The following is a 22,790-nucleotide window of genomic DNA, read 5'->3' as shown; positions in this document are numbered from 1 at the left end:
AGAATCAGCCAGTTCCTTCACTAAATTTAAGACTTCCCTCATCGTCGGGAAGTTTACGCGGAGGCACGGAGAAATTCGGTTAAATCCCCAGCAAATTGGGTTGCAGCTTTATGTATTGGTGCTCCTGCGCCCAGAGGTTCAGCGGAATCGTGGCCAGTTCATCTACGACCGGTACGGCATGGCCGTTCTTGGTGAGGTCCACGGTCTTGATGTAGTAGTGGCAGGTATCGCAGGCCTCGACGCGGACCTGGTGAAATTGGCTGGCGGTGTAGATCGCGAGCTTCTCGACCGTCTCTTCACCACACGCCGGACACACGATGCGCCCGTAGGTCCACTCGGTGGAGCAGAGCGAGCAGATCAGAGAGCGCTTCGCGCCATCGCCTTCCGGCCGCAGCACCCCTACCAGCGGTCTTCCCGAGCAAAACGGACACACCGCTGTTCTCTCGTTGTGAGGCACGGGTTTGCTGTGATCGGCAAGATACTCGGCGTAGGGTTGCAGAAAAATCCATGCCAGCAGGGTTTCGGTGTGCTCGGGGGTGGGCTGGAAATCGGGCGCAGTCCGCCAGTAAGAAGTGAGCAGATCCTGCCAGCGGCCATCGCCTTGCGCGTTCAGATCGGCGGCAGACTGGGCAATCGGCTGGGGAGCGACCTTCTCGACAGCAGAAAGGAACTCAGAGAATTTTGGCAGCAGCAGAGGAAGGTCGAGATCTTCCGGAAGCAAACCCGCGGGAAGCAAACCGGAAGCTTTCTTGTTCGATGCGTTATCGTTGGCGGCTTCAATATAAGAAGTTTCAATATGGGAATAAAGCGCTTGCTGGAAGCCGGCAATGTGCTTATAGAACTGCAGGACTTCAGCCGCAAAGGGATGCGCGGAGGCCAACTCCTCAGCACGCTGGATGCGCCGCTCCCACTTTGAGCGGTTCATTTCTTTGCGGAGGTCTCTTTTGTGACCTGCTCGTACCAGAGCCGGTGGTGCATCTTGGCCCAGGCGGCTGAAACTTCTCCGCGGACGATCGCGGTGAAGCCGCCGCTGACCATGGCCGTGCCCATGTAAACATGAATGATGAAGGCGCCAATGGTGACCAGCGCAGCCGTGACGTGCACCGTGACCGCCAGATAACGCAGCCAGCGCAGACTCCAGGGGATGGATTCGACGAACCACAGCCCAATGCCGGAAAGTAGCAGCAGGATTGCGCCATACAACATCACCCAGAAAAATAATTTCTGGCCGTAGTTAAAGCGGCCGATGGGCGGAAGCTGGTCATCTTCGTTGCGGATGTAGTGTGGCATCGCTTTTTTCCAGGCGAGGTCGGCGTCGGTGGTGGCCATGTCGCCGCGCCAGACTTTGAACATCCAGAGAGTAGAGACGGTAAAGACCAAACCAACCCAGGGATGCCAGAAGCGAGACGTAGGTGCGCCGCCGAGCACAACGGCCATCCAGAACATGTAAGGCGACCAGAACGCCAGGCCGGTGACCAGGCAATAGAGATAAGAGAAGCCGGCGATCCAGTGGTTGATGCGCTCGCTGAGCGTGTAGCGAACAATTCGGTCACTGCTCTGGCTCGCGGCAGGCGATGCGGGGATGGCCTGGGATGCGCTCATGGCCGGCCCCCTTTCTCGTCTTTCTTCTGGGCATCTGGCTTGCTATCGGGCTCGCTTTCCACTTGCTTGGGACCAAAGCGCAGATAGTGCATCGCTACGCCGACAATTCCACCCATCATAGCCAGATTACCGATCCACTTTGCCGGCCCCTTCCAGAAGCGCACGACCCAGGGAATTTCGGGATCTTTGGGCAAATCGCCATAGGCCTCGGGGTTGGTAGCATCGTGCAGCACATAGATGACACCGGTTCCACCCACGCCCGGCGGATCGTAGACACCCGCATTCTCAAAACCAAAGTGCTCGCGAAGCTGCTGGGCGCGGTTGTTGGCCAGGTCTTTCATGTCGTCCTTGGTGCCGAAGTGCAGGCAGCCGGTGGGGCAGGATTTGATGCATGCCGGTTCGAGTCCTTCAGTCACGCGGTCGGCGCAGAGTGTGCACTTGAACATCTTTTTGGTGTTCGTGTTGAACTTCGGAATATTAAACGGGCAGCCGCTGACACAATAGCCGCAGCCGATGCAGTGCTCCTGCTGAAAATCAACGATGCCGTTGGAGTACTGCACGATTGCGCCATCGGCGGGGCAGGCCATGAGGCATCCGGGGTCGGCGCAGTGCATGCACTGGTCTTTGCGCATGAGCAGCATCAACGTGCCATCTTCGCGCTCGTGCTCGTTGAACTTGATCAGGTTCCAGTAGTTCCACGCGGTCTCCGGCATGGTCTGATAGCTGTTGTTGAAGACGGTGTCGGTAAAGGTGTAGCCGTTCCACTCCAGGCAGGCTACCTCGCAGGCTTTACAGCCGATGCAGGTTGTGGTGTCAATCAGCTTGCAGACCTGCTCTGCCCGCTTCACGCCTTCGCCGGGTGCCGGCCCGGCGTGGCCGGAGATTTTGACGATTTCGAGTGTCGCTTGGCTCATAGTGGTTGCCTATGCTTTCTCGAGCTTAACCAGAAAACCCTTGAATTCAGGGGTGTGTGCGTTGGGATCATTCACGGTTGGCGAAAGCAGGTTGATCATCGTCCTGTCGTTCTTGCCTTCGTCTTCCTGAATACCGCGGTAACCTTGGTGGATAGGTATGCCGATCTGGTATGTTTTCTTTCCGTCAATCATCATGGGCTTGATTCGTTTGGTAACGAAAGCCTTTGCCAGATAAACGCCGCGCGCACTGGAAACTTTCACTTTGTCGCCGCCGTTGATTCCCCGGTCGTTGGCCAGCTCCACGGGAATCTCGACGAACGGTTCGGGAATGAGCTGGACGCACATCGGGTTGTTCTTGGTCCAGTAGTGATAATGCTCGGTCAGACGATAGGTTGTGCAAATGATGTCGAAGCCGTCACTCACGGTTCCGTACTTGTCTGCCGGCGTTTTGAACTTCTTGACCACGGGATTATTGGAGTGCTCCGGGTGCAGCGGGTTCTGCACCGGACTCTCAATCGGCTCGTAGTGCTCAGGGAATGGCCCCTCAGCGAATGCGGCCAGAGGCGCGAAGATGCGGCCGATTCCTTCCGGGTTCATGATGAATGGACCCATGTGGTCTTTCGGGTTGGAGTCTGCTTTGAAATCGGGAACGTCATTGCCCGTCCACAGTTGCGCGGCTTCGCTCCACCAAACCTGCTTGCGCTCCGGATCCCAGGGTTTTCCCGAAGGATCGCATGACGCGCGGTTGTAGAGAACGCGGCGATTGGCCGGCCACGACCACGCCCAGTTTTGGTAAATGCCCAGGCCTGATGGATCTTCGGTGCCACGACGGGCAAGCTGCGGGCCGGCCTCGGTCCAGGAGCCGGAGTAGATCCAGTTGCCGCACGAGGTCGAGCCATCGTCCTTCAGCCAAGCGAAGCCCGGCAGTTGCTGGCCCTTCTTGATGACGAGCGGCGACTTGGGATTGGGATCGTTGAGATCAGCCAGCGCCTTGCCGTTGATCTCTTTCGCCACTTCGCCGAGCGAGGGATGCTTGGGATCGGTATACGCCCAGGTCAGATGCAGGATCGGGTCAGGGAACTTGCCGCCTTCTTTCTGGTAAAGCTCGCGGGTTTTGAGAAAAATTTGCGCCACGATGTCTTGATCGAGGCGGGCCTGGGCCGGCGTAGGCAGTGCAACGTTCTTCCACTGCAACCAGCGCGACGAGTTGGTCATGGACCCGTCTTTTTCGGCGAAGCCCGCACAGGCCAGCCGATAGACGGTTGTGTTGATGCTTTTCATCTCGTCGGTTGTAATTCCCGGCGACTTCCAGAATTCGCTGGTCTCATCGGGGTAAATCTCGCCCACGACGAGCCAATCGGCTTTCTTGAGCGCGTCAATGTTCTTGTGCGAATCCGGCCCGATGGCCACGCCGTTCATGCCAAAGGCAAACATTCCCTTCACCGCGCCGCGGTACATGTTGTCCCAGATATAGGTCCAGGAGTAGTTGCGATCAACCTTGGGCATGTATCCGAACGCCCAGTCGTTTTCTTTTGTCGCCGCGTCGCCGTACATAGCTTTCAGATAAGAGACGGCAAACTTCGACGTGTTGCCCCAGTAGTTGAACGAATCCCACGGAGCGGGCTTGGAAGGCTTGGGTGTAACGCGATCGAGGTAAGTCTTCAGGTCAAGATCATTTGGGTTCGGGACTTTTAAGTAACCCGGCCAGATGTCAAACACGCCGCCCATATCCGTTGCGCCCTGAATGTTGGAGTGGCCGCGCAGAGCGTTCACTCCGCCACCGGCGCGTCCTACGTTGCCCAGCAGCAATTGCAACATCGCTGCGGTGCGGATGATCTGCGTGCCGAAGGTATGCTGCGTCCAGCCGACGGCGTAGATGATGGTGGCGACTTTCTTCATGTCTCCATCTTTGCGGACGGAGGTGAACAGATCGGCAGCCTTCAGGAACTGGTCTTTTGGGATGCCCGTGATACGCTCGACCATCTCAGGCGTGTAGCGCGAATACTGCTGCCGCAACAACTGATACACGCAACGCGGATGCTGCAGGGTGAGATCGTAAGCTACGTTCGGAGGCAGCGCAGGCGGAGGCGGTGGTGCAGCAGGTTTGGCTCCCGCGGCAGCGGGCTTGGGGGTTGCGGCTGGCGGGGCTATCTTTGGCGGGTTTGACGCGGCAGCGTTATGCGCAGCGCTCCCGTTTGCAGCAGCGCCGCTCAGGTCGCCGCCTTCCTGGTAATTCCACGTGGATTTGTCGTAGACCTGCGTCGCCGGATCAAAGCCCGAGTACAAGCCGTCCTCAGGCAGCTTGAAGCCTTCCTTCACGACGAAAGCGGCGTTCGTATAGTTGGTGAGGTATTCGTGGGCGATGCGATTGTTTTCGATAGCGTAGCGGATGACTCCGCCCAGGAATGCAATATCGGCGCCGGCGCGAATCTGCAGGAACAGGTCGGCAGTGGCAGCGGTGCGCGTGAAGCGCGGGTCCACCACGATCATCTTTGCATTACGGGTACGCTTGGCCTCGATGGCCCACTTGAAGCCGCACGGATGGTTCTCCGCCGGGTTCCCGCCCATGATCAGCATCATGTCGGTGTTCTTGATATCGGTGTAGCCATTGGTCATGGCTCCGCGCCCAAAAGTTGGTCCCAAACTTGAGACCGTGGGGCCGTGTCAAACACGGGCCTGGGTTTCCAGGTAGCAGACCCCCAGGCTGCGCATAGCTTTTCCGGCAAGATAGTTGAATTCGTTGGTGTCAGTGCAACCGCCAATCCAGGCAATGCTCTCGCAGCGGTTGACGGTATGGCCGGCCGCGTCCTTTTCGATAAAGGTCGCGTCGCGCGTCTTCTTCACCCAATGCGCGATCTCATCAATCGCCTGGTCCCAGGCAATGTCTTCCCAGTGGTCCGAACCCGGCCGCCGGACTTGCGGCTTCATAAGCCGGCGCTCGTTGAGGATATCCTGCTCGAGCGAGGCCCCCTTGGGACACAAGGTTCCACGATTAATAGGATGATCGGGATCGCCCTCGACGTGGATCACCTGCGGCGTCACGTTCTTGGCCTTATCGCCAATCGTATAAATGAGCACGCCGCAGCTCACCGAACAATAAGGACAGGTGGAGCGCGTTTCAGTTGCGCGGGCAATTTTGAGTTCGCGAAGCTGGGCGTAGGCGGGCGTCAGATCAAACCCAAATATGAGGAGCCCGGTGCCTCCGAGGGCGGTGACTTTCAGAAAATCTCGACGAGTGGCTTCCATGGTTTGATCTCCTTTCGGCTTGCTGGATCAAACACTACAAGTGGCTGCAACGTGTGATTGCGGTTACCGGTTGACGGTTGCCTAAGGGACGCGCGAAAGACCCACCCCGCTTTTAGGGGCAAAAACAGTGGAGGAGTTTATCACAATTTTGGGTAGTGGGCTAAATGTGTGTTATTTTTTTGCGTAACCGTGTAACCGATTTAGCAAAGGGGCTAAGCTCAATAACTGCTTCAGACCACGAGAACCTTTGTGGCCCAGGCCATGGTTTGGGCCGTGAGTTTCGGATTAGTAAACTGGGCATTCTTTCCCGCGAAGTCGGCCTCGACCACCCCACGGGCGGCCGCGCATTTCCCTCAAACGAAGATTGGGATCTTCAGCTCGATGACTTTGGCCAGGGCCTCTTTAAAAGGCGGCCAGCCAACGGGCGTGACGCTGTCGGAGACCGGCGTACGCATGAGAACGGTTGCATCGCCCGCGAGTTCGATGCGGACCTCGTTGCCTGCATCTTTCAGGGCCGCGGCCCAGACGAAAGGAAAGTTCGCACGGGTCGGATTTTCCGAACCGCACAGCCCTACCAGCAGGAATCTCTGCCCCGTGGAGTTCTCGGGCTGCTCGGCGGCGAGCGCTGAAGCGGCACTGGCGCTGGCAATCACAGCGGCGCACATATGGCCTGCTTTCTGGAGAACAGAACGTCGCGTAGTCATTCCGGCCTCCTTGGTGGGGAGCTATGGTAGCACGCAAGAGATTCGGAACCTACTGCTGCATTCATCTGCATTCATCATTCATCTGCATTCATTGAGGACGTCAATAACAACCGGGCGCTTTAGCTGAATGCTGAGCCTGCCCCGGCTTGCTGTGGGTGCTGATTGCTGAGTACTCACCTACTGAACGAACTATAATAGAAGGTTTCAGAGGAGTTGGCGGAATGAACAGCTTTAACAGCAAGGCTACTTTGCGCACGGGCGGCAAAGAATATGAAATCTACCGGCTGGATGCGCTCGATAAGGCCGGCATCACGACTGCGCGCCTGCCCTACTCGCTGCGCGTGCTCTTGGAAAACCTGTTGCGTACCGAGAACGGGCGCTCGGTGACCGCCGACGATATCAAGTCGCTGGCCCATTGGGACCCGGCTGCTGTTCCCTCCAAGGAAATTGCTTTTACTCCGGCGCGTGTGCTCATGCAGGATTTCACCGGCGTTCCCGCCGTGGTGGATCTGGCCGCCATGCGCGATGCCATGAAAGAGCTGGGCGGCGACCCTGGGTTGATTAATCCGCTGCTGCCGGCCGAGCTGGTAATTGACCACTCCGTACAGGTGGATGAGTTCGGCAGCAAGCAGGCTTTCAGCGTGAACGCTGCGCTGGAGTTCCAGCGCAACCGCGAGCGCTATGCATTCTTGCGCTGGGGACAATCGGCGTTTCGCAACCTTGCCATTGTGCCTCCCGATATGGGAATCGTACACCAGATCAACCTGGAATACCTGGCGCGCGTGGTTTTCGTGAATACAGAAAAGGGCAAGGCGGCGGCTTATCCTGACACGCTGGTGGGCACCGATTCGCACACCACCATGATCAACGGCCTGGGCGTGCTGGGATGGGGCGTGGGCGGCATCGAGGCCGAGGCCGCCATGCTGGGGCAGCCGGTTTCCATGCTGATTCCGCAAGTGGTGGGCTTCCGTCTGAGCGGCGCGCTGCACGAGGGCGCGACCGCGACTGACCTCGTCCTCACCGTAACTGAGTTGCTGCGCAAAACCGGCGTGGTGGGCAAATTTGTGGAGTTCTTTGGGCCGGGCCTCTCCACGCTGCCGCTGGCCGATAGGGCGACCATTGGCAATATGTCCCCCGAGTACGGCGCGACCTGCGGCATCTTCCCCGTGGATGAAGAAACCCTGCGCTACCTGCGCATGACGGGACGCTCGGAAGAGCAAATCGGATTGGTGGAAGCCTACTGCAAAGAACAAGGCCTGTTCCACACCAGGCAATCTGCCGAACCGGTGTATTCGCAGGTCGTGGAACTCGATTTGGCGACCGTGGAACCGAGCATTGCTGGTCCCAAGAGACCGCAGGACCGCGTGCCGCTCTCGCAGGCGCGCAAATCGTTCCACGATGCCCTGCCTTCTCTGCGCAAACCCGGCTCGAACAACAACGGGGTACGGCGATTGGAATCTGAGGGCGGTGGTGGAACCGCCGTGGGATCAGAGGATGTGCGGCACGCGCAGAAATCTGCAGTAGCGGAGATGGAAGAGCTCAGCCACGGTTCAGTGGTAATTGCCGCCATCACCAGTTGCACCAACACATCGAATCCGTCGGTGATGGTTGCTGCCGGTCTGCTGGCCAAAAAAGCAGTGGAGCGCGGACTCAAGACTCCTCCCTGGGTCAAGACTTCGCTCGCCCCGGGCTCGCGCGTGGTGACCGATTACTTTAGAAAAGCCGGACTCGAAAAATACCTGGACGAGTTGCGCTTCAACACCGTGGGCTACGGCTGCACCACGTGCATTGGCAACTCGGGCCCGCTGCCCGCGGAGATCACCCAGCAAATCGCCGAGCATGACCTGGTTGTGGCCTCGGTGCTGAGCGGAAACCGCAACTTCGAAGGACGCATCCAGTCTGAGGTGCGCGCCAACTATCTTATGTCCCCGCCGCTGGTGGTGGCTTATGCCCTCGCCGGACACATTGAGAAAGACCTTGTCACCGAGCCCCTGGGCACAGGCAAAGATGGCAAGCCGGTTTATCTGAAAGAAATTTGGCCGACGCAAAAAGAAGTCGCGGAAACCGTGCTGGGATGTATTGACTCCGAAATGTTCCGCAAAAACTACGCGGAAATTTTTGCCGGCGACGACTTGTGGAAGAGCATGAAAGTTCCTGGTGGCGAAACTTTTGCCTGGGACCCGAAATCAACCTACATCAAGCGCGCTCCTTATTTCGACAATATGCCGAAGACGCCGGGCGCGGTGCAGGATATCCGCAAAGCGCGCGTGCTGGCCAAGTTGGGCGACAGCGTTACCACCGATCACATCTCGCCCGCCGGATCCATCAAACCCGCCAGCACCGCGGGAAAATATCTGATCGAACACGGCGTCTCTGTCGGCGACTTCAACTCCTACGGCTCGCGACGCGGCAACCACGAGGTCATGGTACGCGGAACCTTTGCCAACACGCGGCTGCGCAACCTGGTTGCGCCCGGCACCGAGGGCGGCGTGACTCGGCATCTGCCTGACGGTAAACCGATGTCCATCTTCGAGGCGTCGGAGCTATACAAGCAAGAGGGCGTGCCGCTGGTCATTCTTGCTGGAAAAGAATACGGCTCGGGCTCTTCGCGCGACTGGGCCGGCAAAGGACCGTCGTTGCTGGGCGTGAAGGCAGTCATCGCCGAGAGCTATGAGCGAATCCATCGCTCGAACCTGGTGGGCATGGGTGTGTTGCCATTGCAGTTCCTGTCCAAAGAAAATGCCGACTCTCTCGGCCTCAGCGGCGAAGAGGTTTTCGAGATCAGTGGCATCGCCAGCCTGCTGAACGGCGAGTTCAAAAGCGGCGAGAAGGTGAAGGTCAGCGCCGTGCAGACCGGCGGAAAGACCGTTGATTTCCAAGCTCTGGTGCGCATTGATACGCCGCAAGAGGCGCTCTACTATCGCCACGGCGGAATCCTGCAGTACGTGCTGCGGCAGTTATTGAATAAGCAGAGCTAAGGTTGTCGTGCTGAGCGAAATAGCGAGGGCAGTGCTACAACAGATGGCCTGTGCGAAACTGTTTCGCAATTGAAGACCTGCGATATTCCCTCTTAAATCGCTTCGTAGTCTAGGCGCATTACCGTTTTAGGATGCCCGAACGCGGACTTGGAATATACAACCCGGATTCTTTCTTTCTTATCTTCGCCAATTGTATCCCGGTCCCGAATTACAGGCCCCTTTTCAAGCAGGTATGTTGCAATCAAAGACAAGCGCTCGCGAAGCTTGGCTGGGGACTCAGAGGAGTTCTCGGTTTCCAATTCCATGAATCCCAGAGGAGCAAGCCCTTGCGTGAATCCGGAGGATTTGCCCTGCGGGTTGCGGCCTACGCGAAAATCAACCCAGATCTGAATTGGCGGTCCCTGAGGAAGTATTTTGGTGGCAAAGGCCAGGAAGATTTTGCGGGGAATCACGAGTGCTGCGCCTCCCCAGTAGACTCCGATCGCGGCCGGACACGTTCCTATTACCGCCGCTGTGACCTGCGTCAGCAGTTTCGCACGTTCGACGGGCGGGGAGTCTGCAGAGATGGTTACCATCCAATGGGATTTGTGCTCGCGCAACTGCTTTGCAGCATCCGGCCAAAGAATGCTGGTGGCACACGGACCTTCCAAATCAGACCACGGAATGGGCGCCTGCATCGACGCCAGAAAAATGTCTGAACCAGAGATGCGAAATGAGAAAATGCCATCCTTTTCCTCTATGCCTTCGGCATCCGGCAGATTGGACCAGTTTGTGTTGAGGTCGCGTTGAACATCGGCGATAGAAATTTTCGCGTCCGCGCCAAGCGCAACCAAGGCTATCGAAACCGCCACCTGGCTCCTCCCAAGCCACATATACTAACAGGAAGAAGTGCCATCTCTTGTGAATCTCTCACGGGTTGTAGTATTGCGCGTTCATGGCTGCATTCTTCACCGGCTGTTGTAACTGAACGTCACCTTGGTTTCTTCATCGAGCACCAGCGGCCTCACGAAGCTGTAAGAGTTGCCGGCCCGCGGCACATCCACTCGCACCGGCAGCACACCGGCAACGCGCTGCTGCAGATTGATCACGTTGGCAGAAGCCGCATTGCCCGAGGGCAAATTCTGCGCTGTCTTTTCCTTCTGTTTGGCTTCGTGTTCGATGCGATCGGATGCGCGCTTGACATCCTTTTCATTGACCTCGACCGTTTCCGTTGTGGATCCTACACGCAAGGAAAGATTGAAGCGCGTGGGCCGTCTGGCATCATACATAAATTGATGGACCTCTTTGTTGAAGCCGCTCGACTCAGCCGAGACGGTGACATTGCCCGAGGGCACGTCGGAAACAAGCCAACGCCCATCTTCATCGGTGACTGCATCGAAGGTTGCACCGGTCTTTGGATCAACAACATGCACACTGGTGTTCGCCATCGCGGTGCCCTGTTGATCCACGATATATCCTCCCAACTGTCCCGGAGCCAATGAGTCTATGTCTACCGGGCCACTCATAAATCTGCCCTCGACATCCGCCATGGAGACGCCGTCATCCTCACCCCCGAGCGCGGCCTGAAAGACGGGTGGAAGCAGGTTGGTAGCAACTGCGTCTCCACCGAAGTCCTTCACCTTGTACTGTTCGGGCAGAAATACCTCCCATTGCATGAAGCTGATGGGAAGGTCCATCGGAGGCAGGGTCAGGTCCGAACCGCCCTTCTTGGCAAAGGGAGCGCCTGAGTGCATGAAGACGAAAGAAACTTCATAGGGGCCGGTGGGGCGGAAACCGTCACGCAGTAACGGCACGCGGCTGCTGCCGTCTTTGTCTTTCGCCGGTTTGACTTCTTCTCCGGCAACCTCAGCGGTGAGAATGCTCGCTCCCTGCGGCAGGTCAACTTTCAAATATGGTTGTGCCTGGTTCTTAAGCGTCAGCTTTACTTCCGTGAGCGATTTACCGTCGGAGGTCACGAGCGTGGTTACAACCGCCCGTTCGGCGACGGCCGCGAGCACCGGGCTGTCGGGAAAGCGGACCCACTCCAGCGCGAGACGCGGCGTTTCCGTCGGCTGCCGGTGATAGCGAAACGCAGCCTGTGGCGAGAAGCGTGCCAGCGAACGCAGGTACGGGTTGATCTCCTTCAAGTCAATACGCTTGAGACCTCCACTTTCTGTGGCGGTGAGCTCCATGGTGCCCACGCCTTCGACCAGAATTTCGCCCGTCTCGCGCTGGTTGTTTTTGAAGCTGAGAAGGGGAGCATCTGTCTTGAGAACATTCCGGGGGCCTTCCATCGAGATGAGGAACTGATAGTTGTGTTGCGCGGCTGCGCTGAGTTTTAACGTTAAAACACCGGATTGCAATTCGCTCGATTCCAGCGAAGCTCCCGATGCCTCTGTTACCTCGTATCCGTCGGGGATGGCGATCGTAAATTCGGAAGGCTCGCCCTGCAGCACAGTAACATCCGTCAAGGCGGCGACCTTCAACCCCGATTCATCTACGGAGACCAGGGTCCGCACGTCAGAGAGAAAACGCACCTCTCGCTGCGCGGCCAGCGTGGCAATTTCACGCGTCGCCCACCAGATGCTGGCTGCGCGGCCAGGAACCAGGGTTGCTTCGATCGTGGTGTGTCCATTGTCGGAGTTGCGGGCAGTAATCAGCCCCGGATTAATCCTTACATTAGTGTGATCCCCCGGAATCACCAGCGTGAGGCGAACGCTTCCCGCGGAAGGAACCGGCAAGCTGAAGGATGCACGCCCGGCTTCAATGCTGAGCGGCAATCCGGCATCGAGCGCAACCGAGAACTCAGAGGGGCCGGGCAGCACCGCCACATGCTTTCCCCCTTCCAGTTCCAGAGGCAACACCTTTCCTTCCTGGCGTGCGTCCAGGATGGTCATATCTGCGATCAGCGGGACCTTGGTTTCGCCTTTTTTGAATATTTCGCCCTCGAATTGCACCGTTCCCAGCACCGATTCGTTGGTCACGTGCAGCTTCAGGTCGGCGCGCTTCACAGCATAAGGAAGTGGCGGCACATCTGGCTTCTTTACCGGCTTGCCTGCCAGTTCGACGAGCTTGTTATATTCCTCGAGCGACAGCGTCACATTTCCCGGATCGGGAAGCGGAAGATCGTCCTTTGCCTGCCCCAATGCAGCCAGGGAGAGGACCAATACCATAAGAAGCAGATGTTTTTTCATCGTGCACCTCCTTTTTTATTCTTCTCGTAACTCAGGGCGAGAGTGGGCGTCTGACCTTCACTGGTCAATTCGGAAACAAGAAAGAGCGAAGGACCAAAAGCGGGGAATGAGAGCTTGACGGGAATCATCCCTGTGCGTTTCCCATAATAGGATTCCTTGAAAAACTTGTCGAAAAACCCCGAGACCGAGCGACCGTTAGCACCAAGCTCTGCTGGTGAGCTTGGTGGGGGAGCTGGGCTTTCAGCTGCCGACACTCCGCCTGCTCCGGCGCCCAGAACGGCTGAAGACGGGGCCTCATAGGGTTTTGACTGGAACAAGCCCGGGTCGGCAGTCACTTTGAACAGAGGCGGATAATGCACCACCACCCCGGTGCGCGATACCGGAAGATCAAGTGCCGGCAGGGCCAGACCGGCTTTGCCTTTCTCATTCCATGCCGGCGCGCGGGTCAAATAAAGTATCTCGACCGCAAACTCAGGCGTTTCCGCGCTGCTGCGCGCTTTCGCCAGGGGAAGCAGCAGGCTGCCATCGGGCGCGAGGCCCGGCCGGATGGGATTACCTGACAGCGTCGCACTCCACACCAGCGCCCCCGCCGGCAGTGTGACTTTGAGAAAGTTCCTCTGGTTGCTGCGCACTGCGTAGCGGGCCAGGACGAGCATTTTTCCATCCGTGCTCAGCAGCATGTGATAGCGGGCCTCTTCGACGTTGGCCATCAAGACGGCTTGCTGCTCGTAGCGGGCCACGTTCACGGTCAGCGACCGGGGAGACTTATCGTCACCCGAGCGGAGCCGAAAAGCTTCCAGCGAGGGCGACTGGTGGCTGGAAACCATTTCGCCCAGGTCGGTGGCATCGGCGCTTTCCAGTCCCTGGGGCGTCCTGTCTTTGATCTCGCCCGCTCCCATGACTTCGACGGCCACTCCGCCGGTCTCGCGTTCCACGTTAAGAAGGCGAAGAAGCGGAATTTCGATCTGCCCGTCGCGGGCGGTGCGAGCCTCTCCGGTGATGGTGAACCTGGCGGTCTGCTCCACAGGTTCGAGGAACGTGACCGCCAGTTCACCTGCCTTCACCTCCCAGTCTGCGACCATCGCGCCCGAGACCTGGTTAATCGTGACTTGGGCGGGCAGTTGAATTCTTACCTCGCTGGCCGCTCCCTGCGTGACTTCAACTCCGGCCTCGGCATAGATTGAAGTCGAGTCTTCTCCCAGACCGACCAGTTGCGTCAGCGATCCGCGCATGCGCAGGGGCTGGCTGGTGCGATGGTCCTCTTTTTTCTGTTGCCATGCGAACGTCAGTGGCGCGTTTCCATGAGCGTAGGCGAGCCATTTGCTTTCTGTAGCAGATTCCGATTTCTCCGATAGAAGGCCGCCGGTGAGCTTAACGTCCAGGCCCTGGCGCGGAAGTTGGACTGATGCACGCGTGACTCCGGAGGCGGTCGCGGGCAGAGAGATGCTTTCTTCCCCGCCGGCGGAAGTTACCGGGAGCGCAATGTCGAGCAAGAGCACTGCGCGGCCAGGATGAGAGAGCACGGCTGAAAGTTGGTTTCCATCTTTCCCATCATTACCCGGCACCAGCGAAACCAGCCTGCCATCAAGCCGGGCTTCGCGGACCAGCAAGCCGGAAGGAATGGGAACGCGCACCCAGCCTTCTTTCAGAACATCCACCGTGAGGCTGGCTCCGCCGGCGGCCAGGTCTCCGGTGACCTTTAGATCGTAGTCAACACGGGTGAGCGTGGCCTCAACCGGCGGCTGTTCCGGTGCACCCTCAATGGGAAACGCCTGAGCGCGAAGCGCGCGATATTGGTCCACAGGGATCACGACCCAGCCGGGCGAGCGCGAAAGCTCCTGCGCCGAAGCGGTTGCGAGCATGAAAAAAACGGCCATGATGCACATTAAAAACAGCGCTGAGTGATATCTCCGGCGCTGCGCACAATGCGAAATGTTTGACCTTCTCATAGAGAATCCTTAACCTGCCGGAAGAACGCTCAGGTTGGGCTTTCTTGCAAAGAAATTTGCTCTGAAGTAAAACGCCCGGGATTCAGGGCTGGCAGGCACTGCGGCGAACCAATACCGTTCGCTTAGATCGGGAATGTAGTTCCGAACATGGGCCGCTTGCTTATCGACTGTTCTTCCGTCGCTTCATCCTGAATGACATCCCAATGCTCGACAAGGATTCCGTCTTGAATGCGCACAATATCTGCGGCAATCCAATTCACAGGAGCACCGAAACCGCTAAATCGCCCGTGCACGATCACGAGGTCTCCCTCAGCCACGATCATTCCCGGTTCGTACTTCAACGTTGGAGGAAGGCTCTTGATGAGATCGAACAGGCCCTTACGACCGGGAGCAATGTGCGCGCTGTGTTGGATGTAGTGAGGCGACCAAAACTTCTCGGCAGCCGCGTAGTCACGCTTGTTGAACAACGTATCGAACGCTTCCAGGACGAGCGCTTTGTTTTTCGACTCAACTGTACGATTCATTGCTAGGTTAACCTCCTCCTAAAGTTTTGATCCACCGTCTACAGGGATACTGGCACCTGTGATCCAGCGCGCCTTGTCCGAAGCCAGGAACGCGACTACATCTGCCACGTCTTCCGGCTTGCCGATTCGCTTTAGTGCTTGCATCCCAAGAGCGGCCTCGCGGCCTGCTTCAGTCTTAGTGAAGTTCGACATGTCGGTGTCGATCACACCGGGCGCGACTGCATTCACGCGGATACCTCGGGGCCCAAGAATGGCAGCCCAGTTCTTGACAAGAGTTTCTAATGCTCCTTTGGTCGAGGCGTAGGCAAGGAGCGAAGGGTTGTCCAAGCCGGGCTTGCCAACTACGGCGTGGGCCCCGATCGAAGAGATCACGATGATGTTCGAGCCTTCACCCAGAATGGGCAAGAGTTGCTGCACCAGGAAAAACGGACTTCGCACATTCGTTGCAAAAAGATTGTCAAAATCCTCTACCGTGTGATCCTTGATGGTTGCAGCCTTGCTGATTCCGGCGTTGGAAACGAGCACATCCAATTGCTTGCCGACGATGGAGCGAACTTCCTTTGCCAGTAGGGTTGCTCCCTCTGGCGTTCCCAAATCCGCCTTGATCGCATCCGCGCGTCCCCCTTTTGAGTGGATACTCTCGACCAGAGACTGGGCTTCCTGGACGGAGCGGCCATAATGAACCAGGACATGTGCACCCGTCTCCGCGAGCGCCAACGCAGTGGCTCGTCCAATTCCACGGGAGGCCCCCGTCACCAGTGCTGTTTTGTTGTGCAGAATCATTCTTCCCCCCAACTCGGTTTACCTCTTCAGTCCCCAGGGACCCGCATCGGATACGCGTTTTGATGATGTTCAGGCATTCATTCCGCCATCCACGGTAAGATTTGCTCCGGTAATGTACGCGGACTCCGGACCGGCAACAAACGCTACCATCGCAGCGATCTCATCAACGTGCCCGTAGCGGTCGAGTGCTGTGGCGGCCTTTTGCGGTACCGCCCAATCGCCCGCGGCTGGATTCAACTCCGTGTCGATCGGACCCGGCTGCACATTGTTTACCGTGATGCCTCGGCCCCCGATCTCTCTGGCCAGCGCCTGAGTGAACATCTTGACGGCTCCCTTGGTGCCCGCGTATGGCACAAGCCCGGGCGCCGCGACACGTTCGCCGACGGCCGAACCGATCATGATGACGCGACCGCCGCTCTTCATGTGTTTCAGCGCCGCCTGCGTCGCGACGAATACGCCGCGGACGTTGATGTCGATCACGCGATCCATCTCTTCCAGCGTAGTCTCCTCGAATGGTTTTGGAATGGCCGTGCCGGCGTTGTTCACAAGGACGTCAAGTTGGCCGAATGTCGCCACGGTCTTTTCGACTGCGGCTTTGACGGCGCCGGCATCGGTGGCGTCCGCCTGAATTGCGATCGCCTTTCGGCCAGCGCGTTCAATCGCTTTGACGACCGACGCGGCCGCATCGGCGCCTTTCGTGTATGTGATGGCCACGTTCGCTCCATCCGCAGCCAGACGTTTCGCGATTGCCGCGCCAATGCCGCGGGAGCCGCCGGTAATGAGTGCAATCTTTCCTTCCAGTTTCTTAGACATTGTTTTTCTCCTATTCCTTTAATCTCGCTCTTTGCCGATCCGGTCGCACTACCTCAATTGGTCTGGAAACTATGCAGATTAGGCATGATTGACGTCTGCCAAAGCCGCTCCGCGCTACCTCAGATCACTTATTTAGATTGCGACGTTAGCGCGGTTGAACCATACTTTGTTAAGCTGGGAGCAATGCTTGGCAAGCATGGGAGTCGGAATGGAATTACGACATCTCCGCTATTTCGTCGCGGTTGCCGAGGCGGGAAGTCTGACGGTGGCGGCAGAGCGAAACCTGCACACGTCGCAACCTTCCTTGAGCCGGCAGATTCGAGATCTTGAGGACGAGGTGGGCGCCCAACTCCTGACACGGAGCGCTCGCGGCATCGAACTGACACCGGCGGGTCGAGCCTTTCTCGATCACGCCCGCTCAGCCCTATCGCAGGTTGAAGCGGCAGCCGAAGCTGCACGCCAGGTCGCTCGTCCCGCCAAGCCATGCTTCGCGATGGGCTTTCTAACCGGACACGAATTGACGTGGATGCCCGAAGCCTTGCAGATCTTGCGGGACGAACTCCCTAACATCGACGTGATGATTTCGAGTCAATACTCGCCGCAGCTCGCGAGTGCCCTTGTGAAGGGAACCGTCGATGCAGCTTTTCTTCGACGGGAACAAGAGGCGCCAGACTTGGTATTCCATCTTCTCGTCAAGGAGCCCTTGGTGGTGGTCTTGCCTCGCGACCACCGTCTCGCTGCGTTCAAAGCCATCAGTCCGGGAGATCTGGCGGGTGAGACATTCGTGACCGTGTCGAACACGGCTCCAGTGCTGCGTGTCGTCATCGACAATTACCTGAAGCAGTCCGGAATCAATATCACGCCAGATCACGAGGTGGATCACCTCGCCATGGGAATGTCGTTAATTGCATCGACGCGCGGCGTAGGGCTGTTACCTGCTTACGCACAGAACTTTCTCCCTCGGTCCGTAACGAGTCGTCCTCTCAAGGGAGACACGCCGACTATCGATCTGGTCCTCGGCTACAAAAAGTCGAACCAGTCTCCCATCCTGAAGCTTTTGCTTTCGAGATTGGACGAGTTGGTCGCTCGTGCGTCAAAGAAGACCCGATAAAACTCGAAATGCATCCCAACCATGGACTATGGAGTCCTTGAGTCAGGGGCGATCCTGATGTTGAGTGCTGTCGACTGGGTAGTACCGAGAAACGCGCGATCCGGAAGTAATGCCTCTGAAGATACCGTAATGTAGTCCGTTTTGAAGTTTCTTGGAGCTTGAAACTGCTTTATTTATACTGTTTATTCGCAATTTTCATTACATTTGAAACCTGTCCCGGCTTGCCGTGGACTCAAAACTTGAAACTCGACACTGCCTTTCAATGATTTATCCCATAGTGAAATATGGCGATGCTGTGCTGGAGAAGCCCGCAGAGCCGGTAACCGTTTTTGACGACGAGCTGCGTAAGCTGGTCGAAGACATGTTCGCTTCCATGTATGAGGCACATGGCGTGGGCCTGGCTGCGCCGCAGATCGGCATCTCCAAACGCATTGCCGTGATTGACGTGACCTTCAAAGAAAACCCTGGCGAAAAACTGGTGCTGGTGAATCCCACAATTATTCACACCGAGGGAAAACAGGCCGGCCAGGAGGGCTGCCTCAGCCTTCCCGAGTTTCGCGAAAAAGTCACGCGCGCCAACCGCGTGACCGTGCGCGCCCAGGACCTGGAAGGCAAATTCTTTGAAAAGACCGGTGAAGAGCTGCTGGCGCGTGCCTTTCTGCATGAAACCGACCACTTGAACGGCAAGCTGTTTATCAGCCACGTCAGCGCGCTCAAACGTGATTTGATCAAGAGAAAAATCAGGAAGATGGTGAAGGCGGGTGAATGGTAACAACTGTTAATTCTCTGGTTACGGGCAGCTGCCTTGTAAACGGCATCCTCACTCACCACTTGCTGGACAATCTATTTCAGTGTTAAGCCATTGCAAACTAACGACATAGATCAACACTAGCAGGTAGTCCAAAATAGATACTAGTTAGGCAATAGCCCGCGAGGCAGATTTGCGTCACTGGCGGCGCGAAGAAATCGGTTTTCAAAGACAGGGGTCTCCCCCGGCATTCTTGAATGCTGAGAGTAATTATGAGGCAAAATCCCTGTGGAGTAAGGTTTTGATATCACAGTGATACCATCTAGACATCGAAAGCCTCGTGACGAAGGGGATTCCTCGCCAATGGGCTCGGAATGACAAGCGCTAGGACGGGTAGAAGTTACTCAGGATCGTAGAAGGCATTGCCGTAGCCCATTTGCCTGACTTGTTCTTGGGTTTGTTCCAGGTACTTCTGCTCGGTGTCAATTTCTGCTTGTGTCCTATCGGCCTCGGCCTGGAGCCGCTTGGCAGCAGCGCACGAGTTTCGGTAGGCGGTGATCATGCAGCCGCTGTTCCCCTTGTCCATTTGTGTCTGCAAATCAGTCATATGCGCCTTCATGGCTGCAATACGTGCTTTCAGCGCCTTGATCTGGCTCTGCAGGGCTGTCGCCGTGGCGTCTCTTGGATCTCTCGTCTGTGCGGACCTGATGTCCGAATCCTGCTTTTGCGCTGAGGTGACTGCCTGCGGCCTGGAAGGAATGTCTTCGTTGGTGATCACATGGTCGGCTCGATGTGTATTTTTCGAGTTGGCAATCCGCTGCTGGCGCGCAACATCACCCAACGACTGCGCCTGGGAAAAAATCCCATAGCACAACAGCAAAGCGGCTGCTCCGAGCCCGGCAAGGTGGCTGGTTTTCATGGTTCTAAGCACATTGTAGCTCCAAGGCCGGGCCAATTCTGCAAATCCTTGCTTCGATGAGAGAATTGCTCTGATGAAATTGATATTCTGTGGCACTCCGCAATTCGCGGTTCCTACGCTCAACGCACTGGCTCAGGCCGGTCATGAAATTGCTCTCGTCGTCTGCCAGCCCGACCGGCCCAGCGGACGCGGTCAACAGATCTCAATTCCCGCAGTCAAGCAGCGCGCCCTTGAATTAGGACTGCAGGCTACGCAACCGGAAAAAATCAAAACCAACCCAGAATTCCAGGCGCAGCTTCAGGCGCTCAAGCCGCAGGTGATCATCGTGGTAGCCTACGGGCGCATTATCCCCAAGTGGATGCTCGATCTGCCGCCCCTGGGCAACCTGAACCTGCATGCCTCGCTGCTGCCGAAATACCGGGGGGCAGCGCCTATCCAGTGGGCCATCGCGAGCGGCGAGCAGATAACCGGCGCAACCACGATGCGCATTGACGAAGGACTCGATACCGGAGACATTCTGCTGCAGCGCGAAATCCCCATTTTGGAGAGTGCCACCGCGGTCACGCTCTCTCCACGGCTGGCACAGGCCGGTGCTGAGCTGATGGTGGAAACATTGCGTGGACTCGAGAGCAATTCGATCCAGCCCAAACCGCAGGATAATTCACGTGCGACTTTGGCTCCCATTCTGAACAAAGAAGATGGACGCATGGATTTTTCGCGTCCAGCAGAAGTTCTGGTGAACCGGCTGCGTGGATTTCAGCCCTGGCCGGGAGCTTTCACATCGTTTCGCAGAAAGCAGCTTCAGATAACTCAGGCCAAGGCGGGTGAAGCGTATTCCATTCAAATTCAATTTGGCGAGCTTCAATCCGGGGAGTTGCGAGTCTCGCAAGATCGCTTGCTGGCCGGTTGCGGAAACAACACCGTGCTTGAAATTCTTGAGCTCCAACCGGAAGGGAAAAAGCGCATAAGCGCCAGGGAATTCATTAATGGATACCGGCCTAAAGATGGAGAAATATTAGGTGGCTAGGCCACATGCAGGAAGCCGATTGCGCCGATGCCGGCAAACATCACGCCGCCGAAGAGCAATGACCAGGAGACTTTCCCCGGCTCAAGCATCGCGTCAGCCGGGTTTTCAGGATTGAAATAGACGGTCACCGTCGCTCCCGCTGGATAGCGCTTGACCGCCTCGGTTGCTGCCTTGGTGAAAGAGCTGCTGCCGGCGCGGACGCGCCAAACGTCAGAACGATGGTCCACGCTGTTCACGGAGTATTCGTAGAGAATTGCCGCTTTGTAAGTGGTCCCATCGCTGTCGTTCACCGCAGCCAAGCCGGAACTCAGGACTTTTCCCTGTGCCGTGGGCCAGGTCTTTGCTCGATTGGCTTTGCGCAGGTCGAAAGCTGCCATAAATATCAGGCCGAGCCCGGCAAGCGAAACCAACCCACAAAATAAAAGCTGCCCAAGTTGTACTGCCATTGAATTCCTCCTGGGGCCTCAACTGGAATTTTACAGAGCAACTATGAATAGGAGATAAACATATAAAGCTTAGTGTTTCCTGTCAGTTGAGGCCTTTTTTCAGCTCGGCATCAAAAGTAATGCTGGTATAGTGGTGCGTTATGTTTTCAAAACCACAAAGGGAACTGCGATCTGCAGGGATCTAACGCGCATGCGGCCACAAATAAGAATTCTCTTCGTTGTCCTCAATGTTTTCGTTCTTACTTCGCTGTCCGGGGCAAAAGAACAACCGGCGCAGGTCATTGATTGGCCTAGCGGCGAAAACTCTATCTTGCGCTTCAGCATCGGCAAGATCCAAAAAATCGGGACTTTTGCCGGCGAGAACTCTTACTTTATTGATACAGCGGTAGAGAACCGGTCCAAGAAGGAGATACCGCGGGCCAGCTTCACTTTTTACATGTACGACAAGAATAAGGCGCGGATTGGAGACGGGAGTCTCGATTTCAGCAACTTGGCCGCAGGCGAAACCTTGAAGATCAAAGTCACGGCTTCGACTGCCGGAACGCTGGTGAGCCTAAGTGTCGTCCCTTCCAGTCTACCGCCCGAACTGCAATCGTACCTTCCATTAAAGATGGTGAGCCTAACGGTTTATTCGGTGCCGTCTAGCGCCAAGTTGAAGGCGGACGGAAAAGAATATGGCATAACCCCTATTGCCGTGAACCTAAGCGTTGGCAGTCATACTCTCGAGTTTGAAAAGGAAGGATACAACAACGGTACTTTCCCTCTCGTGATTAATTCAGACCAACTCTCAGGTGGCAGCGTGAGTTACGAGTTAGGAACGTCGGCGCATGACACGGTTGAATTGCGGGATGGAACAGTATTGACCGCCGATGTTGAGTCTCTGGATGCCAGCTCAATCACAGTCCACATTGCAGGAAATATTCAGAAATTGGACCGCAATCAAGTAAAACGCATTCTTTTAGTTCCGAGAGAAATTTCCCACCCATAGTAGCTGTCATTAATAGCAGCGGTATTGGAAACAGTCTTCACTTCCGTCGGCTAACGCGCTATTTCAAGGACCACGGTCGTCCCTGGGGTGACTCTTTCTCCCGCAGCGGGGGATTGGCGCACGACGTAGCCTGTCCAGGCAGCGGGTGAATTCGGGTCCACGGCGGAAGACGATGTATCACCGGTCCTGATGGCACGCAATCCGGTGGATTCGATGATGCTGCGCGCATCAGCGGCGGAGCGGCCGGTGAAGTCGGGCATGATATAAGCCTGCGCTTCGGGCGGTGCGGTCACGAGCAGATTCACTTTGGGAGTGGTTATCCCCGTAGAGTTGGGTGGGGGGCTTTGCGCGATCACCTGATCGGCGGGAAACTGCGGCAGATGCGCGATGGCAACCGTCCCCAGCTCCAGGCCACGGCGCTGCACGTTGATTTCGGCGGCGCGGCCGCTTTCGCCCAGAACATTCGGAACGGATACGCGCTGCGGGCCCAGGCTCAGGGCCACGCGCACGCGCCATCCGCGACGCACATTGGTGCCGGGCTGAGGGATCTGGGAGACGATACCGCCCTCGCGAACTTTGGCGCTGTAGAAGCGATTTTCCACCTCCAGGGTCAACCCCAGATTGCTCAACAGGCCTTCCGCCTCGGCCGTTGTCTTGCCAGCGAGTTGAGGCACTTGCACCTCGCGTCCGTGGATGGCAAAGCGCATCGAGGTCAGCGCAGAGAGAAATGCCACCAGCACCAGAACCAATCCCAACATGGCGAGACGGAAGAGGCGCCGCACGGGATAACCCAGGAGCCTTGCCGTGGCGGGCCCTTGGGCTTTGTTCGGAATTTCTTTTGGCAAACTCAAGAACAGTCCTCAGT

At 57.0% G+C, this 22,790-nt stretch carries 20 protein-coding genes; 5 read left to right on the top strand and 15 right to left on the bottom strand.

Features of this window, described 5'->3' with window-relative positions:
- Positions 1-79: 79 nt before the first annotated feature.
- The 6 genes from VK738_13740 to VK738_13715 all read right to left on the bottom strand — a co-directional run bounded on the left by VK738_13740 (position 80) and on the right by VK738_13715 (position 6,466).
- Positions 80-925 carry a formate dehydrogenase accessory protein FdhE gene (locus VK738_13740; protein ID HTD23715.1) on the bottom strand — a complete coding sequence of 282 codons (846 nt, stop codon included), beginning with the start codon at positions 923-925 and terminating at the stop codon, positions 80-82.
- Positions 922-1,602, bottom strand: coding sequence for a formate dehydrogenase subunit gamma (locus tag VK738_13735; protein HTD23714.1), 681 nt, complete (start codon positions 1,600-1,602; stop codon positions 922-924). Before VK738_13735 ends, VK738_13740 begins: the two co-directional genes overlap by 4 nt.
- On the bottom strand, positions 1,599-2,516 hold the full coding sequence (gene fdxH, locus VK738_13730) for a formate dehydrogenase subunit beta (protein HTD23713.1): 918 nt from the start codon (positions 2,514-2,516) through the stop codon (positions 1,599-1,601). The genes VK738_13735 and fdxH overlap by 4 nt, the downstream gene beginning before the upstream one ends.
- 9 nt (positions 2,517-2,525) lie before the next feature.
- The gene (gene fdnG / locus VK738_13725; protein ID HTD23712.1) at positions 2,526-5,132 is read right to left on the bottom strand and encodes a formate dehydrogenase-N subunit alpha; all 2,607 of its coding nucleotides are present in this window, start codon (positions 5,130-5,132) and stop codon (positions 2,526-2,528) included.
- Positions 5,133-5,180: 48 nt separating this feature from the next.
- A complete protein-coding gene (locus tag VK738_13720; GenBank protein ID HTD23711.1) occupies positions 5,181-5,762 on the bottom strand; it encodes a twin-arginine translocation signal domain-containing protein in 582 nt (193 codons plus the stop codon).
- Between the two features lie 353 nt (positions 5,763-6,115).
- On the bottom strand, positions 6,116-6,466 hold the full coding sequence (locus VK738_13715) for a hypothetical protein (protein ID HTD23710.1): 351 nt from the start codon (positions 6,464-6,466) through the stop codon (positions 6,116-6,118).
- Between the two features lie 221 nt (positions 6,467-6,687).
- Between VK738_13715 and acnA the strand changes: the two genes are divergently transcribed.
- Positions 6,688-9,444, top strand: coding sequence for an aconitate hydratase AcnA (gene acnA / locus VK738_13710; protein ID HTD23709.1), 2,757 nt, complete (start codon positions 6,688-6,690; stop codon positions 9,442-9,444).
- 92 nt (positions 9,445-9,536) lie between these two features.
- Here the strand turns inward: acnA and VK738_13705 are convergent, their stop codons facing one another.
- The 6 genes from VK738_13705 to VK738_13680 all read right to left on the bottom strand — a co-directional run bounded on the left by VK738_13705 (position 9,537) and on the right by VK738_13680 (position 16,686).
- The gene (locus tag VK738_13705) at positions 9,537-10,295 is read right to left on the bottom strand and encodes a DUF4261 domain-containing protein (GenBank protein HTD23708.1); all 759 of its coding nucleotides are present in this window, start codon (positions 10,293-10,295) and stop codon (positions 9,537-9,539) included.
- Positions 10,296-10,391: 96 nt separating this feature from the next.
- The gene (locus tag VK738_13700; protein HTD23707.1) at positions 10,392-12,617 is read right to left on the bottom strand and encodes a carboxypeptidase-like regulatory domain-containing protein; all 2,226 of its coding nucleotides are present in this window, start codon (positions 12,615-12,617) and stop codon (positions 10,392-10,394) included.
- On the bottom strand, positions 12,614-14,494 hold the full coding sequence (locus tag VK738_13695; GenBank protein HTD23706.1) for a hypothetical protein: 1,881 nt from the start codon (positions 14,492-14,494) through the stop codon (positions 12,614-12,616). The genes VK738_13700 and VK738_13695 overlap by 4 nt, the downstream gene beginning before the upstream one ends.
- Positions 14,495-14,688: 194 nt before the next feature.
- On the bottom strand, positions 14,689-15,090 hold the full coding sequence (locus VK738_13690; protein ID HTD23705.1) for a nuclear transport factor 2 family protein: 402 nt from the start codon (positions 15,088-15,090) through the stop codon (positions 14,689-14,691).
- Between the two features lie 18 nt (positions 15,091-15,108).
- Positions 15,109-15,873: an SDR family oxidoreductase gene (locus VK738_13685; protein ID HTD23704.1), complete on the bottom strand. Its 765-nt coding sequence runs from the start codon at positions 15,871-15,873 to the stop codon at positions 15,109-15,111.
- A 69-nt stretch (positions 15,874-15,942) separates the two neighbouring features.
- Positions 15,943-16,686 carry a 3-oxoacyl-ACP reductase family protein gene (locus tag VK738_13680; GenBank protein HTD23703.1) on the bottom strand — a complete coding sequence of 248 codons (744 nt, stop codon included), beginning with the start codon at positions 16,684-16,686 and terminating at the stop codon, positions 15,943-15,945.
- A gap of 208 nt (positions 16,687-16,894) precedes the next feature.
- Between VK738_13680 and VK738_13675 the strand changes: the two genes are divergently transcribed.
- Together VK738_13675 and def are read left to right on the top strand one after the other, a co-directional pair.
- Positions 16,895-17,797: a LysR family transcriptional regulator gene (locus VK738_13675; GenBank protein ID HTD23702.1), complete on the top strand. Its 903-nt coding sequence runs from the start codon at positions 16,895-16,897 to the stop codon at positions 17,795-17,797.
- Between the two features lie 262 nt (positions 17,798-18,059).
- Complete coding sequence (gene def, locus VK738_13670) at positions 18,060-18,569, top strand: peptide deformylase (GenBank protein ID HTD23701.1); 510 nt, start codon at positions 18,060-18,062, stop codon at positions 18,567-18,569.
- A 376-nt stretch (positions 18,570-18,945) separates the two neighbouring features.
- On the opposite strand, the gene VK738_13665 is transcribed toward def, so the two are convergent.
- Positions 18,946-19,464 carry a hypothetical protein gene (locus VK738_13665; GenBank protein ID HTD23700.1) on the bottom strand — a complete coding sequence of 173 codons (519 nt, stop codon included), beginning with the start codon at positions 19,462-19,464 and terminating at the stop codon, positions 18,946-18,948.
- A 73-nt stretch (positions 19,465-19,537) separates the two neighbouring features.
- On the opposite strand from VK738_13665, the gene fmt reads away from it, so the two are divergent.
- Complete coding sequence (gene fmt / locus VK738_13660) at positions 19,538-20,491, top strand: methionyl-tRNA formyltransferase (protein HTD23699.1); 954 nt, start codon at positions 19,538-19,540, stop codon at positions 20,489-20,491.
- On the opposite strand, the gene VK738_13655 is transcribed toward fmt, so the two are convergent.
- A complete protein-coding gene (locus VK738_13655) occupies positions 20,488-20,937 on the bottom strand; it encodes a DUF3592 domain-containing protein (protein ID HTD23698.1) in 450 nt (149 codons plus the stop codon). The two genes, fmt and VK738_13655, sit on opposite strands and share 4 nt — an antisense overlap.
- Positions 20,938-21,127: 190 nt before the next feature.
- Between VK738_13655 and VK738_13650 the strand changes: the two genes are divergently transcribed.
- Positions 21,128-21,925: a PEGA domain-containing protein gene (locus VK738_13650; GenBank protein ID HTD23697.1), complete on the top strand. Its 798-nt coding sequence runs from the start codon at positions 21,128-21,130 to the stop codon at positions 21,923-21,925.
- A 50-nt stretch (positions 21,926-21,975) separates the two neighbouring features.
- Here VK738_13650 and VK738_13645 read toward each other — a convergent pair whose 3' ends face one another.
- Positions 21,976-22,776 (bottom strand): PASTA domain-containing protein, encoded by an 801-nt coding sequence (locus VK738_13645; protein ID HTD23696.1) that lies wholly within the window; start codon positions 22,774-22,776, stop codon positions 21,976-21,978.
- Positions 22,777-22,790: the final 14 nt, after the last annotated feature.

The organism is Terriglobales bacterium (assembly GCA_035487355.1).
Taxonomy (GTDB): domain Bacteria; phylum Acidobacteriota; class Terriglobia; order Terriglobales; family Acidobacteriaceae; genus QIAW01.
This window is presented reverse-complemented; position numbering and strand designations above follow the sequence as displayed.

What these genes read in the sequence shown, in the direction of transcription:
- VK738_13685 (HTD23704.1), bottom strand. Translation starts at nt 15,873, where the DNA reads ATGATTCTGCACAACAAAACAGCACTGGTGACGGGGGCCTCCCGTGGA.
- VK738_13735 (HTD23714.1), bottom strand. Translation starts at nt 1,602, where the DNA reads ATGAGCGCATCCCAGGCCATCCCCGCATCGCCTGCCGCGAGCCAGAGC.
- VK738_13695 (HTD23706.1), bottom strand. Translation starts at nt 14,494, where the DNA reads ATGGCCGTTTTTTTCATGCTCGCAACCGCTTCGGCGCAGGAGCTTTCG.
- VK738_13720 (HTD23711.1), bottom strand. Translation starts at nt 5,762, where the DNA reads ATGGAAGCCACTCGTCGAGATTTTCTGAAAGTCACCGCCCTCGGAGGC.
- VK738_13690 (HTD23705.1), bottom strand. Translation starts at nt 15,090, where the DNA reads ATGAATCGTACAGTTGAGTCGAAAAACAAAGCGCTCGTCCTGGAAGCG.
- VK738_13650 (HTD23697.1), top strand. Translation starts at nt 21,128, where the DNA reads ATGCGGCCACAAATAAGAATTCTCTTCGTTGTCCTCAATGTTTTCGTT.
- fdxH (HTD23713.1), bottom strand. Translation starts at nt 2,516, where the DNA reads ATGAGCCAAGCGACACTCGAAATCGTCAAAATCTCCGGCCACGCCGGG.
- fmt (HTD23699.1), top strand. Translation starts at nt 19,538, where the DNA reads ATGAAATTGATATTCTGTGGCACTCCGCAATTCGCGGTTCCTACGCTC.
- def (HTD23701.1), top strand. Translation starts at nt 18,060, where the DNA reads ATGATTTATCCCATAGTGAAATATGGCGATGCTGTGCTGGAGAAGCCC.
- VK738_13675 (HTD23702.1), top strand. Translation starts at nt 16,895, where the DNA reads ATGGAATTACGACATCTCCGCTATTTCGTCGCGGTTGCCGAGGCGGGA.
- VK738_13655 (HTD23698.1), bottom strand. Translation starts at nt 20,937, where the DNA reads ATGGCAGTACAACTTGGGCAGCTTTTATTTTGTGGGTTGGTTTCGCTT.
- acnA (HTD23709.1), top strand. Translation starts at nt 6,688, where the DNA reads ATGAACAGCTTTAACAGCAAGGCTACTTTGCGCACGGGCGGCAAAGAA.
- fdnG (HTD23712.1), bottom strand. Translation starts at nt 5,132, where the DNA reads ATGACCAATGGCTACACCGATATCAAGAACACCGACATGATGCTGATC.
- VK738_13680 (HTD23703.1), bottom strand. Translation starts at nt 16,686, where the DNA reads ATGTCTAAGAAACTGGAAGGAAAGATTGCACTCATTACCGGCGGCTCC.
- VK738_13700 (HTD23707.1), bottom strand. Translation starts at nt 12,617, where the DNA reads ATGAAAAAACATCTGCTTCTTATGGTATTGGTCCTCTCCCTGGCTGCA.
- VK738_13715 (HTD23710.1), bottom strand. Translation starts at nt 6,466, where the DNA reads ATGACTACGCGACGTTCTGTTCTCCAGAAAGCAGGCCATATGTGCGCC.
- VK738_13740 (HTD23715.1), bottom strand. Translation starts at nt 925, where the DNA reads ATGAACCGCTCAAAGTGGGAGCGGCGCATCCAGCGTGCTGAGGAGTTG.
- VK738_13665 (HTD23700.1), bottom strand. Translation starts at nt 19,464, where the DNA reads ATGAAAACCAGCCACCTTGCCGGGCTCGGAGCAGCCGCTTTGCTGTTG.